This is a genomic window from Flavobacterium piscis (genome assembly GCF_001686925.1).
Lineage (GTDB): Bacteria > Bacteroidota > Bacteroidia > Flavobacteriales > Flavobacteriaceae > Flavobacterium > Flavobacterium piscis.
On record NZ_LVEN01000027.1, the window covers coordinates 626,177 to 642,740 of the forward strand.

Below are 16,564 nucleotides of genomic sequence, written 5' to 3' on the forward strand. Positions count from 1 at the left end.
GTAAATTTGCCGTAATTATACTATTCAATCCTTCCTTAAAGAACGTAAATAAAACGGATTTTAATTCGTTTACGATTAAACAAAATGCAAACAGTCAAATTTCATAAAACAGAATGCGGTGTTGAAGTGCTTCTTAATGTATTGCACAGCGATAAGCTGAGTGAGAGGTATTTGGAGCGTGATACTTTCAATACCGATTTTTTTGAAATATTGCTTTTTAAAACTGCCAAAGGAACCCTGATTTTAAATCAGCAGAAAATCAATATAACGGACAATACAATCGTTTTTATTTCACCTTTTCAAAAAAGGAAATGGGCTTTAGAGAAAGAGGGATTGGATTTTACAGTTCTGGTTTTTCAGGAAAATTTTCTTAATGACTTTTTCTCAGACAAATTCTTTACGTACCGCCTTTTGTATTTCTATCAATTGAGTTATCCTTTACAAATTAGTATCGAAAGGGAAGAACTTCAAAAAGCACTTGATCAGCTGATGGAAATTAAATATGAACTTGTTAACAGCAAAACAGACAGCATTCATATCATTCGGTCACTTACATACTACCTGCTTTTGAAGTTTAACAGAATATACGCTGAGACACACAATCTTTCGATTGACAGGACAGAAAATAACTTTGCTTACCAGTTTAAACAGTTACTGGAAATACATATTAGGCAACAGCAGCGAATTGATCATTATGCAGATTTATTGAATGTGAGCAGAATTACAATTAATACTTGCGTGAAAAAGCAGTTTAATGTTACCGCGACGGAGCTCTTGAAACAAAGGCTGCTTTTTGAGATAAAAAACGACCTGATACATTCCGGAAAGACTATTGCTGAGATTGCCTATGATCTTCATTTTTCAGAACCCGCACATATGATGCGATTTTTTAAAACTCAGACAGGAATAACCAGCAGCCAGTTCCTCTCAGATTACCAAAATGGTATATTTTCGTAGTATTTTTAAGGTTGTTATAGAATAAGAAAAATCCAAAACAAAAGAATTGCTTACTTTAAATGAAACTTTAGACCACAGCAGTTGCATTACATTTCAATCTGCCTCAGGGCAGTAAAATTTTTAATATGATCAAAAAATACAAATCCAATAAGATATATTACCAAAGTACAATAGCACTTGCAGGACCTGTTGTAATTTCCCAGTTGGGTCATACCCTTGTACAGACTCTTGATACAGTTATCATTGGCCATTATGCAGGAACGATATCATTAGCTGCAGTCTCGCTGGTTCATTCTGTTTTCATGGTAGTATTAGTCATTGGATTAGGGATTGCTTACGGATTAACACCATTAATTGCACAAGAAAATGGAAAATCAAATTTTAAGGAATGTGCTGAGCTTCTGTCAAACAGCTTATGGCTGAATGTCGCGGCTGCAGTTCTTCTTTTTTTAGCAGTGTATTATGGTTCTATGTTTGCCATACAGCACACAGACCAGGATCCTCAGGTGGTAAAAACGGCAAAACCTTATTTACTTATTTTAAGTTTGTCGATTCTGCCTTTAATGATATTTCAAACTTTCAAGCAGTTTGCAGAAGGACTGGGTTTTACAAAACAAGCTATGTCTGTAACGATATGGGGAAATGTACTTAACGTAATTATCGCAGTGATTTTGGTAAAGGGAATGTTTGGTATAGAACCAATGGGAGTTCGCGGGGTAGGAATTGCAACATTGATAGATAGGGTTTTAATGATGCTGGTGATGATGTGGTATGTACTTCGATCAAAGAATTTTAGCGTTTATCTAAAGCATTTCTCCGTTAAGTTTGTTGATTTTTCAAAAATGGCAAAAGTGGTAAAAATAGGATTGCCTGTAGCGATGCAGTATGTATTTGAAATTGGAGTATTTGCCGTTGCTGCTTTAATGGCCGGTCATATAGGCGCTATGGAACAGGCTGCGCATCAGACAGCAATAACACTTGCCGCAATGACGTATATGATGGCAGGTGGAATTGCATCAGCTGCTACTATTAAAGTTGGAAATAGCTTTGGCAATCAAAACTACAAAAGGCTCCAGAGTTTTGCTTATGCATCCTATCATTTAGTAATTATTTTCATGCTGTTTTTTGCTGTAATTTTCACACTCTTTAATCAATATCTGCCTTATTTAATAACAAATGATACAAATGTTGTGGCGCTTGCTTCTCAATTATTGATAATTGCCGCACTATTCCAGCTCTTTGATGGTACACAGGTTGTTGGACTAGGCACATTAAGAGGAATGGGGGATGTTAATATTCCCACTTTCATAACCTTTGTCGCTTACTGGGTTATTGGGCTGCCCGCAGCCTATTTTTTAGGAATTTATTTTGACGCAGGAGTAAAGGGAATCTGGTATGGCCTGACTCTGGGATTGTTAACATCATCTGGTTTACTATATTTAAGATTCAGATATGTAATGAATAAAACCCTGGAAAACCAATGGAAAAAATCTGAAACTAAGAATTAATATTAGAAAGTTATTGCACATAATTTTCTAATATTTAAAAGGAGAGAAGGGAGCAAATCTTAAGTTTGAGACCCTTAATTTCCTATGTTTTTTTTCTAGCTATTTTACACGATTTCGTTTCGAGATAAAAATTCTGATTTTTGATCTCTTTTAGGAATAGTAACTAGTTTTAAATGATTAATATAATTTATTTTAATTCTTCTTAAACTTTAATATAAATAAAACTATTTGACGTAAAAAAAGTTGAGTTTAATTGGCAACTGGAAGATTTCTGAACTTCAATGAACTCTCTTAATTATTAATTAAAACTATTATCATAAATCTTATTGAAAAACCCAGCTCTAAATCAGAATTGAAAATATAAACTTATGTAGTTCAATTTCAATATGTTAAAATTATAATATTTTTATTCTGTAAATTTAAATTGAAGTGAGTTTCCTGTTAAAAGTATTAAAATATCGGTTTTTTTATATTACTTTGTAATATTCAAAAGAACACATATCATCTACAAGCACTTTTTCTGTCATTGTACTACATCCACCAATTTTATTTAATTAAAATTTTAAAAATTAAATAGAAAGTTACACGCTTTTTCAACAATACCATTTTAACAAAAATTACTTTAAAGCAGTTTGTTAAGTTTTATAATCATTAATTAAATTTTGATTGACTATGAAAAGACTACTACTATTAAGCGGTTTATTATTTTTACTATTTTTTATAAAGGCTGAAGCTCAGGTTGGAATAGGAACACCAGCTCCTCATTTATCTTCACAATTGGATATTGTAGCCAACAATAAAGGAATATTGATTCCACGAGTTGCCTTAAATGGCACTTCAGATATAACGACAATTTCTAATGGCAATGTAAATAGTCTTTTAGTTTTTAATACTCAAACCAACTCAGATGTTACGCCTGGATATTACTATTGGTATAGTAATAAATGGATAAGATTGGGTACGTCTGAAACTATAACTAATCTTGTTGATAATGGCAATGGAACCATAACTTATACTAATGAATCTGCTATTCCGGTTACAATTGATATTGCAAAAATTGTTTATGATTATCAGACCGTGACTTCGGCATCATTTGATCCTGTAACCAATATTTTTACTTATATCGATGAAAGAGGGCAGGCAACAAATTTAAATTTATCCTCAATAGTTCCATTTGTAGAAACTCTTACTTTTATTTCTCAGGATGTTGCAGCAGGAACTATTACTTATATTGATGAAAAGGGCATTTCGACAGTTTTAAATACTGCAGCGTTGATTAAACAGCATGAGACACTAACCTCAGCTTCTTTTGATGCGACAACTGGAATTCTGACTTATAATGACGAAGCCGGAATAGCAAATACTTTGAATCTCTCTACGATGATTCCGAATTTCGAAACCCTGACTTCTATTTCCCAGGACATCCCAGCGGGAACAATAACTTATGTTAATGAAAAAGGAGCTTCGACAGTTTTGGATATTCTAACATTAATCAAGCAAAATGAAACCCTGACATCTGCTTCTTTTGATGCTACAACAGGAATCCTGACCTATAATGATGAAGCCGGAACAGCCAATGCACTGAATCTTTCCTCCATGATTCCGAATTTTGAGACTTTGACCTCAATTTCTCAGGATGTTGCGGCAGGAACCATTACTTATGTAGATGAAGATGGAGCTTCGACAGTTTTGGATATCCTGACGTTAATCAAGCAAAACGAAACTCTGACTTCAGCTGTTTTTGATGCGGCAACCGGAATTTTGACTTATAATGATGAAGCGGGAACTGCTAATGCATTGAATCTGTCGACAATGATTCCGAATTTTGAGACTCTGACCTCAATATCTCAGGATGTTGCAGCCGGAACTATTACATATGTTGATGAAAACGGTGGTTCAACTGTTTTGGATATCCTGACGTTAATCAAGCAAAATGAAACCCTGACTTCAGCTGTTTTTGATGCCACAACTGGAATCCTGACTTATAATGATGAAGCGGGAACCGCTAATGTATTGAATCTGTCGACAATGATTCCGAATTTTGAGACTCTGACCTCAATATCTCAGGATGTTGCGGCAGGAACCATTACTTATGTAGATGAAGATGGAGCTTCGACAGTTTTGGATATCCTGACGTTAATCAAGCAAAACGAAACTCTGACTTCAGCTGTTTTTGATGCGGCAACCGGAATTTTGACTTATAATGATGAAGCGGGAACTGCTAATGCATTGAATCTGTCGACAATGATTCCGAATTTTGAGACTCTGACCTCAATATCTCAGGATGTTGCAGCCGGAACTATTACATATGTTGATGAAAACGGTGGTTCAACTGTTTTGGATATCCTGACGTTAATCAAGCAAAATGAAACCCTGACTTCAGCTGTTTTTGATGCCACAACTGGAATTCTGACTTATAATGACGAAGCCGGAATAGCAAATACTTTGAATCTCTCTACGATGATTCCGAATTTCGAAACCCTGACTTCTATTTCCCAGGACATTCCAGCGGGAACAATAACTTATGTTGACGAAAAAGGAGCTTCGACAGTTTTGGATATTCTAACATTAATCAAGCAAAATGAAACTCTGACCTCAGCAACTTTTGATGCCACAACTGGAATTCTGACTTATAATGACGAAGCCGGAATAGCAAATACTTTGAATCTCTCTACGATGATTCCGAATTTTGAGACTCTGACCTCAATATCTCAGGATGTTGCAGCCGGAACTATTACATATGTTGATGAAAACGGTGGTTCAACTGTTTTGGATATCCTGACGTTAATCAAGCAAAACGAAACTCTGACTTCAGCTGTTTTTGATGCGGCAACCGGAATTTTGACTTATAATGATGAAGCGGGAACTGCTAATGCATTGAATCTGTCGACAATGATTCCAAATTTCGAAACCCTGACTTCAATTTCCCAGAACATTCCAGCAGGAACCATTACGTATGTTGATGAAAACGGTGGTTCAACTGTTTTGGATATCCTGACGTTAATCAAGCAAAACGAAACACTGACCTCAACTCTTTTTGACGCAACAACAGGAATACTGACGTATAATGATGAAGACGGTGTTGCCAATGCATTGAATCTTTCAACGATGATTCCGAATTTTGAGACTTTGACCAGTATTTCTCAGGATATAACAGCGGGAACAATAACTTATGTTGACGAAAAAGGAGCTTCGACAGTTTTGGATATTCTAACATTAATCAAGCAAAATGAAACCCTGACCTCTGCAACTTTTGATGCCACAACCGGAATCCTGACTTATAATGATGAAGCGGGAACGGCCAATACTTTGAATCTCTCTACGATGATTCCGAATTTCGAAACCCTGACTTCAATTTCTCAGGACATTCCAGCGGGAACAATAACTTATGTTGATGAAAAAGGTGTTTCAACTGTTTTGGATATTCTAACATTAATCAAGCAAAACGAAACTCTGACTTCAGCTGTTTTTGACGCAACAACAGGAATACTGACGTATAATGATGAAGACGGTGTTGCCAATGCATTGAATCTTTCAACGATGATTCCGAATTTTGAGACTTTGACCAGTATTTCTCAGGATATAACAGCGGGAACTATTACCTATGTTGATGAAAATGGATCTTCGACAGTTTTGGATATTCTAACATTAATCAAGCAAAATGAAACCCTGACCTCAACTCTTTTTGATGCAACAACAGGAATACTGACGTATAATGATGAAGACGGTGTTGCCAATGCATTGAATCTTTCAACGATGATTCCGAATTTTGAGACTTTGACCAGTATTTCTCAGGATACAATTGCCGGAACTATTACTTATTTTGATGAAAACGGAGTTTCAACTGTTCTGGACATTCTAACATTGATCAAGCAACACGAAACTTTGACCTCGGCAACTTTTGATGCGACAACAGGAATCCTGACTTATACTGATGAAGCCGGAACAGCAAATGCCTTGAATCTCTCTACGATGATTCCGAATTTCGAAACCCTGACTTCAATTTCACAAGATGTTCCAGCGGGAACTATTACTTATGTTGATGAAAGTGGAACGGCAACCGTTTTGAATATTGCAACAATAATTGCCCAACATGAAACCCTGACTTCAGCGGCCTTTGATGCTGCAACTGGAATCCTGACTTATACTGATGAAGCCGGAACAGCAAATGCCTTGAATCTCTCTACGATGATTCCGAATTTTGAGACTTTGACTTCCATCTCTCAAGATACAAGTGCGGGAACCATTACATATGTTGATGAAAACGGAGGTTCAACTGTTTTGGATATCCTGACGTTAATCAAACAACATGAAACGCTGACTTCAGCAACTTTTGATGCCGCCACGGGAATCCTGACTTATACTGATGAAGCCGGAACAGCAAATGCCTTGAATCTCTCTACGATGATTCCGAATTTCGAAACCCTGACTTCAATTTCACAAGATGTTCCAGCGGGAACTATTACTTATGTTGATGAAAGTGGAACGGCAACCGTTTTGAATATTGCAACATTAATTGCCCAACATGAAACCCTGACCTCAGCAACTTTTGATGCCGCCACGGGAATCCTGACTTATAATGATGAAGACGGAACAGCAAATGCTTTGAATCTTTCTACGATGATTTCCAATTTCGAAACCCTGACTTCAATTTCTCAGGATGTTCCAGCAGGAACCATTACGTATGTTGATGAGAACGGAGGTTCAACTGTTTTGAATATTGCAACATTAATTGCCCAACATGAAACCCTGACTTCAGCAACTTTTGATGCCGCCACGGGAATCCTGACTTATACTGATGAAGACGGAACAGCAAATGCTTTGAATATCTCTACCATGATTCCGAATTTTGAGACTTTGACTTCAATTTCGCAAGATACAATTGCCGGAACTATTACTTATGTTGATGAGAACGGAGGTTCAACGGTTTTGGATGTTGCAGCTTTAATAAAACAGCACGAAACTATCACAACATTAGGACTTTCAAACGGTACGCTGTCCTACGCCAATGAAAATGCTACAAATCTTCCTGTAAATTTAGTTTCAATGGATACTAATAATGCCATTGTAGCAGGAACCGATGGTGCTCTTTTTGCAGATAAAACAGGTTTGACAATTGAACCCTGGTTTAGTCAGACAACTTTAGACAAAGCAACATTAAATACGGAAGATATTTATCAAATGGGTCGGGTAGCAGTAAATAAGCAAACTTCAGATAAACAACTGGATGTAAATGGGGATTTCCGATCCACAATTCTTGCCCCTGATGGAAAAATCCATAGCTTAGAGGTTAATAGTGCTATTCTTGGCGGACCATCAACACATCTGTCAGTAGCGAATCAGGATCCTACTTTGGACCTTAGTGTTATAGCGGTCGAAGATAGAGCTGCAACAATATATACTAAAGGTATAACTGGTCAAAGTGCATCCATTTTAACGACATCTAATTTAGGAGTACATTTTATATTTGCTAATACAAGTGGTCTTTTTGAAGGAGGCTATGTTTTTCCCAGAAATAGTGGTTTTCCTAATCAAATACTAATGACCAATGGAAATGGTATTAATACTCAATTGCAATGGGCCGATCCTCAAACATTGTTTAATGTAAATGCACATAATGGCCTTCAGGGAGCAGGAGGTGGAGATGTCGTATTGGGAGGACCATTAGAGACGCCAACAATTATTACTACAAATGCTAGTAATACTTTGGCTGTTGCAGGTTTACAGTCCTCAACAACAGTTACTGATAAAGTGGTTGTTACAGATGTAAACGGAGTGTTAAAAAACAGTTCCGGTGCTATGCCCAAATTCTTTTTTATGCCCGCCATTACATTCGATACTAGTGTAATAACAGCAGGATTAACTAAGAATTTATATCAGGAATATATCAATCAGTTTACAAACGTAACGGTAAAAAGTACTAGTGCTCCTGTTAATATTCCATTTATGCCGAATAGCACTGATCTTTACTACTATGTTACCTATTTTGATCCAACTGTTTTTGCCAATTTAAGTATTGATGATAATGGTATTCTAACCTATGATATTATTGGCTCAGGCACACCGACTTCTTATTTGAATATTGTATTTGTATTAAAATAGAACATTATGAGAGTCAACTCAACAGATCATAAAAAATATCATTTTAAACTGCTGATTCTTTTGGCCTTGTTTTCTCCATTTTTTATTGTTAAAGTAAATGCGCAATTTACTTTTAAGGATGATTTTAAAAAAAATACTGCTCCGGATGTTATTATCGGCGGGAGTGGTGGAATCAACGGAACTGCTTATCTGACGTCAGGAATTGACGATCCTTTAGGTGCAGGGTGGCTTCGTCTCACAAAGGCTACTACGAATCAGGGGGGGTATGCGTATGTAAATAAATCCTTTCCATCAACTCTGGGAGTTGTAATGGATTTTGAATATAAAATGTGGAGAAATGTTCCCGATTCTTTTGACGGTGCAGATGGTATTGGGGTATTTTTATTTGATGCTGCCGCTGTTGAAGCTAATGGTTTCAGGCTTGGAGCTTATGGTGGCGCTTTAGGATATACTTCAAATACAGATGAAGGGATAACATATGGATTAAGAGGTGGTTATATCGGTATTGGCTTTGATGCTTTAGGAAATTATGCTAATACCGTGTTCGGACCTAAAAATGGTGGTGTAGGAATTCGCCCAAATGCCGTATCGCTTCGTGGTCCGACAAATGATACTGATTTAACACAATCAAATGTTTTTTTAACGGGTGTAACTATTTTAAATGGACATAACATTGTGCCTATTACTACTCAGGGAAATTGGACAGACAACGAACTTGATTATAATACAACTGTAAGCTCAAGACCTGACGATAATACTTTTTATAGAAGAATTCAAATTGAAATGCAGCCCGTTATGGGAGGCTATCGTATTACTGTGCGCTGGAAAACAGCTCTTAATAGTGATTTTGTTCAATTAGTAGATTATACCACAACATTGCCTCCTCCAGAACTATTGTCAGTAGGTTTCGCAGCTTCTACCGGTGCCGGAGTCAATTTGCACGAAGTTCGTAATTTAACTTTAACAACACCCGGAAACCTTCGAATAACAAAACAAACTGATAAAAGTTATTTACAAGCGATTACTGGTTCAGGTTTGAACCAGATTACATATTATATTGATGTTGTAAACGATACGCCGGCAGCTTTGCAAAATATCGATTTTGCAGATGTATTGACTGATGTTAACGGAAATCAAATTGCGCCTTCTATGTTTGCCATTACTAGCATTTCACATACTGGTTTTTTAAGTGGTACAAATTTGCCTGTCACTTCGGCTGTAAATCAGTTTAGCGGAACATTAAATATGGCGGCCAATAGTACAGGCCGGATTATAATTACCGGGGAACTGGCCGCCAACCAAATTCCGACAGGTAATATCCTGAACAATAGAGCCGAAGTATCTCCAACAGACATTACAGATGAAGATCTGGGAAACAACATAGCAGAAGTTGCGGTACCTGTACTCGCAGAAAATGTTGACATAGTGGCTATAGAAGAATCAAATAATTTTTGTGTTACCGGAACCAATCAATTTAAACTTCGAGTTGCCAATATAGGAACAACACCTGCAACATATAGAAGAATAGGAACTGCGGGACAACGTATTGCAGTTACAAAAACAGTTCCGTCAACTTATACTTATGATGATAGTGCAACTCCCGGTGGTTTCGATAATTCTGGTGTTTCTACTACAGCAAGATGGTCAAAATTTATTACGCCAGATTCTCCTTCAGCAGGACAAACAACCTATACTTATGTAGCCAGATCTCCTATTGATGACAACGATCATACATTGGCAGGACTAGGTACTGTTTATGAACCGGATTATCCCATTACTTATTCTATTACACCAGCAGTTGGTACTATCTCTTATGTAAACGCTGCCACTGTTTCTTATACTGATGTTTGTGCAACTGACCCTGCTAATTGTTATACAGGTGCTAATTTGGAACCTCTGACACCTTCTGATAATACGGCCAATAATACAATTTCAGAAACTATAAATACTGCACCAATTGCTCCTGCGGCCACAGCAACGATTCAATATTGCCAGAATGCTTCGGCTGTCTCATTAACTGCCACAGCAGATCCCGGAAATACTTTACTATGGTACACTACTTTAAATGGATCTTCTTCGACAATAGCGCCGGTTCCTTTAACAAATCAGTCCGGAATTTTTACTTATTATGTAAGTCAGGAAAATGGTTTATGCGAAGGGCCAAAAACGACTATTACGGTTACGATACTAGATTTACCAACAAGCGGATCAATTGCCGCTTCGCAAACCGTATGCAACGGACAATTACCAGCTTTTATTAACTCTGCTTCTGCAGGAACAGGAACAAATATTTCTTACAGATGGGAATCTTCGTTAGATGGAATTAGCTGGACAACAATAGCCGGAGCTACTGATTCTTTTTACCAGCCGCCTGCACAAACAGTAACGCACCAGTACCGACGCATATCTCAATCCAATTACCCTGGTGGTCCAGTATGTGAATCTGTTCCAACCAATGTGTCTGTAGTAACGGCAAAAAGATGCGAGGTGGTTTCAAATCCCATGGTTCGTCAACGAGTTAAATAAGAATGATTAATTCAGAAAAGAATAAAATGAAAACAAAGATTCTTATACTGCTATTTCTGTTTTTGATTAAAACATCAAATGCACAAAATGCCCAAACGGTGAATGAAGGTTTACTGCATGTAAATCCGAATACACTGGTTAGCATCGAGTGGAATTTCGACAACAAAAATACCGGTGATTACGAAAATAATGGTGAAGTAATTTTTAAAGGAAATTACAACAACGACGGAATTACTACTTTTGATCCTTTATTTCAGGGATTTACCCGTTTTGAAGGTTTTCAGAATCAAGATATTAAAGGCACAAAACCATCTGATTTTTTTGATGTATTATTCAATAATATAAATCCGCAGCCCGCTTTTAAATTATATAGCGAAATGTATATTAGTGGTGATGCTGATTTTAGTAAAGGTATCGTACAATCTGATGATTTTGGAGGAAGTATGATTTTTGAGCGAAACGCTACGCATACTCGTACTTCAAATGAGAGTTATGTTGATGGTGAGGTCACTAAAAACGGTGGTGAAGGATTTTTATATCCTATTGGCGATAAAGGATTTTTCAGATATGCCAGTATTTCTTCTTCAGGAGATAATAATGGTAGTTTTAATGCCCATTACCTTTTTGAAAATTCTAATGCATTATACCCACACGATAAAAAAGACGCTGTAGTTATTGCCATTATAGATGATAAAGAATATTGGACAGTTGATAAAAACACCAGTTCTACAGATATTATACTGACACTGAGCTGGGATGAAGCGACTACTCCAGCCGCTATCACTGCTTCTCCGCAAGACGCTATTCATATTGTCAGATGGGATCAAAGCAAACAATTGTGGATAGATGAAGGCGGAATTGTAGATGCAAATGAAAAAAGTGTTACCACAATAGCTTCAGTTTCCGGTTATGGTGCTTTTACTTTGGCACGAATAAAAGAAAATGTTGATGACGATGTTGAAATTCATGATGCAATTAGCCCAAATGAGGACGGAAAAAATGATTATTTCTACATAAAAAATATTACGAAATATCCGGATAACAGAGTGCAGATTTTTAACCGTTGGGGAATAAAAGTATTTGATACCGCAAATTATGATTCGAATGGAAATGTCTTTAGAGGCTATTCTGATGGAAGAGCTACCATTAGCCCTGATAATTTACTTCCGGACGGAACTTACTTTTATATTGTTCAATATACAAAAACAGCTGGCGGAACACTCAATACTATTAAAAAGGCTGGATATTTGTATTTAAGCAAGAGTTAATTGATCTCTCGGTATTTAATACTAAATAACATTACTTCACAAAAAGATTGCCTTTGAACTACCTCTTAAAATCAATTTACGATGTAGAAATAAAAATGTTTTTCTTTTGCCTGCATCTAAAAGTATGAGAACTATTTTTTTGAGTTCTTATGCAAATCATCTCCTGTTTTAAAACTTCCAGAATAAATTGCATTTCTGCCTTATCAGTGGTCAATTCGATACTTTCCCAACTTATAATTTTGAAATAATTAAAGAGTTAAATGTAAGTGTATTGATTTGGACAGAACTACATTTAATCTTTAGAATTTCCAACTCAATGCTAAACAAAACACGGAATTTTAGTTCGACTAAAAAAGGTTTTGAATTAAATGATTTATTGACACACGACCATATTAAATAATACATAGTGACATCAAAGACAAACAAAGCAGATTGTGTGCAGGATAACAATCTTTAGCTAATAATAAAAACAATCAAAATGCCTATAACTACTTGTACTATAAAAAATACCGAGATTATCTGGATTGATGCTGTTGACCCAACAAGCGAGGAACTCTCCAGTATTAGTGTCAAGTATAATCTAAATTCTTATGCATTATTGGATTGTCTTGATCCGGACCATCTTCCTAAATTTGAAGAACATAACAATACTCATTTTCTTATAATAAGAGTAGTCAATGATAATAAGGAAAAATTACAGACCGTTCAATCGCTGAGCTGTAAAATCGCTATTTTTTATAACGAATCTTTTATCATAACAGTACATCGTACGGCTCAGCCTTTAATTTCGACTATAAAAGAAACGTATGTTGATACAGGTAAAGTCAAATCAAGTACGGGCATAGTAATTCATATTGTTCGCGATGCATTGCATTCCTTTGAGCAGCCTGCCATAAATTTATCTAATGAAATAGATGGTTATGAATCTAAATTATTTTTGAAAAAAAATATTCCGACCGATATGATCGAAGCTATTTATTACCTGAAAAACAGAGCAAGTTTGTACAAAAAACTGCTGTTGCTCAGTAATGAGGTCGTAAATTCAATTCGTGCAGAAGGCGAAGAAGCTCCTGCGCTTCGGGATGTTCATGATCTTCATACCAAGCTTTTAATGCTCAATGACCAGGTTCAGGAAGATGCCAAAGAATTACTCAATATTTATCTTTCCTTATCGGCCAGAAAAACAAACGATGTCATGAAAGTATTAACTGTATTTTCAGTTTTCTTCATGCCGCTGACTTTTATAGCAGGAATATACGGAATGAACTTCAAATTTATGCCGGAACTAAATTATTACTGGGGATATCCGATTTCTTTGTTTGTAATGGTTTTAGTTTCTATAATAATTTTTCTTTGGTTTAAAAGAAAGAAATGGCTTTGATAGCAACAGTTTACAATATTAAATAACAGCGATAACAGAACGAAAATGAAAAAGGAAAAAATGAAAAAACGAATTGCAATTTTAGGTGGAGGACCTAGCGGACTGTTTATGTATAAAAGACTGGTAGAATCCGGTAAATCAAATTTTGAAGTGGATATTTATGAACGAAAAAATACTCTTGGTGCAGGAATGCCGTATAGCCATGAAGGAGCAAATGAGGAGCATGTAACCAATATATCGGATAACGAAACTCCCGGCATAGTTACTTCAATTTCGGAATGGATCTTAACGGTTCCCGACGATGTATTGTCAAAATTTAATATTGATTCAGGTAAATTTAATGAATATAAAGTACTGCCCAGATTACTTTTTGGATATTATCTTGCCGACCAGTTTAAACTATTGCAGCAGCAAGGTGATGAAGCCGGCATTGTAACCAGAGTGCGTCACCAAAGCAATGTTGTGGACATTAGTTACAATGAAAAAGAAAAAGAAGTATGGGTAGAAACCGTTACTGATAAAGATAAATTTGATTATGCAGTAATCTGTACCGGACATAATTGGCCAGTACGTTATGAAGGAAAAGTTAAAGGATATTATGATGCTCCATATCCACCATCAAAACTTTTACTAAAACTGAATCACGCCGTTGCTATAAAAGGATCTTCCTTAACTGCGATTGATGCCATACGAACACTCGCAAGACAAAATGGTTCATTTGAAAAAGATGAAGATGGAAATCTAAGCTTTCAAAGTCATGCCGAAAGTCCGGACTTTAAAATGATCATGCATTCCAGAAGCGGAATGCTTCCTGCTGTCCGGTTTCATCTTGAAGATTCCCATCTTAAAAGCAGCTCTCTTCTTACGGAAGAAGAAATTGAGCTGCACAGAAAAAACAATGGAGGGTTTCTATCCTTAGACTTTGTTTTTCAAAAAGATTTCAAAGAGATTTTTAAAGATAAAGATCCTGACTTTTACAACAAGATTAAAGACCTGAGTATTGAAGATTTTGTAGTAGAAATGATGGAACTTCGCGAACGACTCGAGCCATTTCAGCTTCTAAAAGCAGAATACGTTCAGGCAGAAAAATCAATAAAAAGGCAACAATCGGTGTACTGGAAAGAAATGCTGGCAGTATTGAGTTTTGCTATGAATCATCCTGCAAAATACCTTTCGGCAGAAGATATGCAGCGCCTTCAAAAAGTGCTGATGCCTTTAATTTCAATTGTAATAGCATTTGTTCCGCAAAAATCCTGTACAGAATTACTGGCCCTTCATCATGCAGGCGTTCTTGATATTATTCCTGTTGGTGCAGAAAGTACTGTAGAACCTCAAAACGGCGGCGGAATTTTGTATCATTTCTCTGATCAGGATCAAAATCCTCAATCGGTGTATTATGAAACTTTTGTTGATTGTGTGGGTCAGCCTCATTTATCTTATGCTGATTTTCCTTTTAAAAGTTTACGCTCTCAAAAAGCAATTGCACCTGCTAAAATAAAATTCAAATCCAATGAAATAGGGCATTTGGCTTTTTCAGAAGGCAATAGTGCTATAGAAAAAGACAGTACCGGAAATTACTTTTTAAACGTATCCGGAATTGCCATTAATGATAATTTTCAAATTATTGACCAGTACGGGGCATATAATGAAAACCTGTATATTATGGCTGTTCCTTACATTGGTGGTTATAATCCGGATTATTCAGGACTGGATTTTTGCGAAGCAGCATCATTGCGCATTCTAAACAGTATGGAGGAAAACGGAATTAGCTAATTAAATTTCGCCCAAATTAGGGATTGTATTTATTTTTTAAAGTGCTGATAATCTGAATCAAAATAAGTTGATTATGTGTTAAATAAGGTAAGCCTGAAGTTTTACAAAATCTGCTTTTTTTTTAATAAAACATTTCTCATTTCCCAATATTTAAAACCCTATATTTGTTATATAAAATTACAAAATTATACCACATGCAAAATAACTTCCTGGGAGGCTTGAAAGAGCACGAAAATAAATTATTAACAATATGGTCTCAGCTTTTAATCGAAAGTGGATCAGATGACGGAGCAGTTGAAGAAGAAGAATCAAAAGAATTTGCTTCTCTTTTTTTAAGCGCGCTGGCAACATTAAAGGGCAGATTTCAGGATTCTCCGGAATTTGAAAAAGTAGAAGATTTAATTGTTGGAATCTCGTCTTCAAGAGGTAAACGTGGCTTTTCACCAAGAGAAAACGCCCAATATCTTACCACTTTCAAACAAGCATCTTCGCAAATTCTTTCAGAACTAATAAACGATACTCAAGAGTTGTATCAGGCCAATTTGCAGTTGAATGCTATTTTGGATAATATGACGATTATGACTTTTGAAGCCTTCATGAGAGGAAGAGAAGATGTAATATCAAGACAAGTAGATGAAATCAGTGAAATTTCGACTCCGGTTATTACAGTTTGGGAAGGTATAGTTGCACTGCCAATTATTGGAACTTTAGACAGCTCAAGAACACAGATTGTAATGGAGAATTTGCTGCAGCAAATTGTTGATACAGGAAGTTCTATTGCTATTTTGGATATTTCCGGAGTTCCTGCGGTAGATTCACTTGTAGCGCAGCATCTTATCAAAACAGTAAGCGCAACAAGATTAATGGGAGCAGAATGTATCATTAGCGGAATTCGTCCTGAAATAGCGCAGACTGTAGTGCATTTAGGTATAGATCTTACAGGTATTATTACCAAAGCATCACTTGCAAGCGCTCTTAAAACAGCATTTGATATGTTGCAGCTTACAGTTGTTAAAAGAAAATTAGTTTAAGATTTTATAATTAATATG

8 protein-coding genes are annotated in these 16,564 nt (G+C 36.2%); all 8 read left to right on the forward strand.

Going from position 1 to position 16,564, the window contains the following annotated elements; translation table 11 throughout:
• Nucleotides 1-84 precede the first annotated feature (84 nt).
• Nucleotides 85-957, forward strand: coding sequence for an AraC family transcriptional regulator (locus FLP_RS13095; protein WP_065449933.1), 873 nt, complete (start codon nt 85-87; stop codon nt 955-957).
• A gap of 125 nt (nt 958-1,082) precedes the next feature.
• Nucleotides 1,083-2,465 (forward strand): MATE family efflux transporter, encoded by a 1,383-nt coding sequence (locus tag FLP_RS13100; RefSeq protein WP_065449934.1) that lies wholly within the window; start codon nt 1,083-1,085, stop codon nt 2,463-2,465.
• A 672-nt stretch (nt 2,466-3,137) separates the two neighbouring features.
• A complete protein-coding gene (locus FLP_RS13105; protein ID WP_065449935.1) occupies nt 3,138-8,567 on the forward strand; it encodes a beta strand repeat-containing protein in 5,430 nt (1,809 codons plus the stop codon).
• A gap of 6 nt (nt 8,568-8,573) precedes the next feature.
• Nucleotides 8,574-11,093 (forward strand): Ig-like domain-containing protein, encoded by a 2,520-nt coding sequence (locus tag FLP_RS13110; RefSeq protein WP_065449936.1) that lies wholly within the window; start codon nt 8,574-8,576, stop codon nt 11,091-11,093.
• A gap of 26 nt (nt 11,094-11,119) precedes the next feature.
• Nucleotides 11,120-12,361: a T9SS type B sorting domain-containing protein gene (locus FLP_RS13115; protein WP_065450292.1), complete on the forward strand. Its 1,242-nt coding sequence runs from the start codon at nt 11,120-11,122 to the stop codon at nt 12,359-12,361.
• Nucleotides 12,362-12,839: 478 nt separating this feature from the next.
• Nucleotides 12,840-13,742, forward strand: coding sequence for a magnesium transporter CorA family protein (locus tag FLP_RS13120; RefSeq protein ID WP_065449937.1), 903 nt, complete (start codon nt 12,840-12,842; stop codon nt 13,740-13,742).
• Between the two features lie 45 nt (nt 13,743-13,787).
• On the forward strand, nt 13,788-15,515 hold the full coding sequence (locus tag FLP_RS13125) for an FAD/NAD(P)-binding protein (protein WP_065449938.1): 1,728 nt from the start codon (nt 13,788-13,790) through the stop codon (nt 15,513-15,515).
• 194 nt (nt 15,516-15,709) lie between these two features.
• Complete coding sequence (locus FLP_RS13130) at nt 15,710-16,546, forward strand: STAS domain-containing protein (protein ID WP_065449939.1); 837 nt, start codon at nt 15,710-15,712, stop codon at nt 16,544-16,546.
• Nucleotides 16,547-16,564 lie beyond the last annotated feature (18 nt).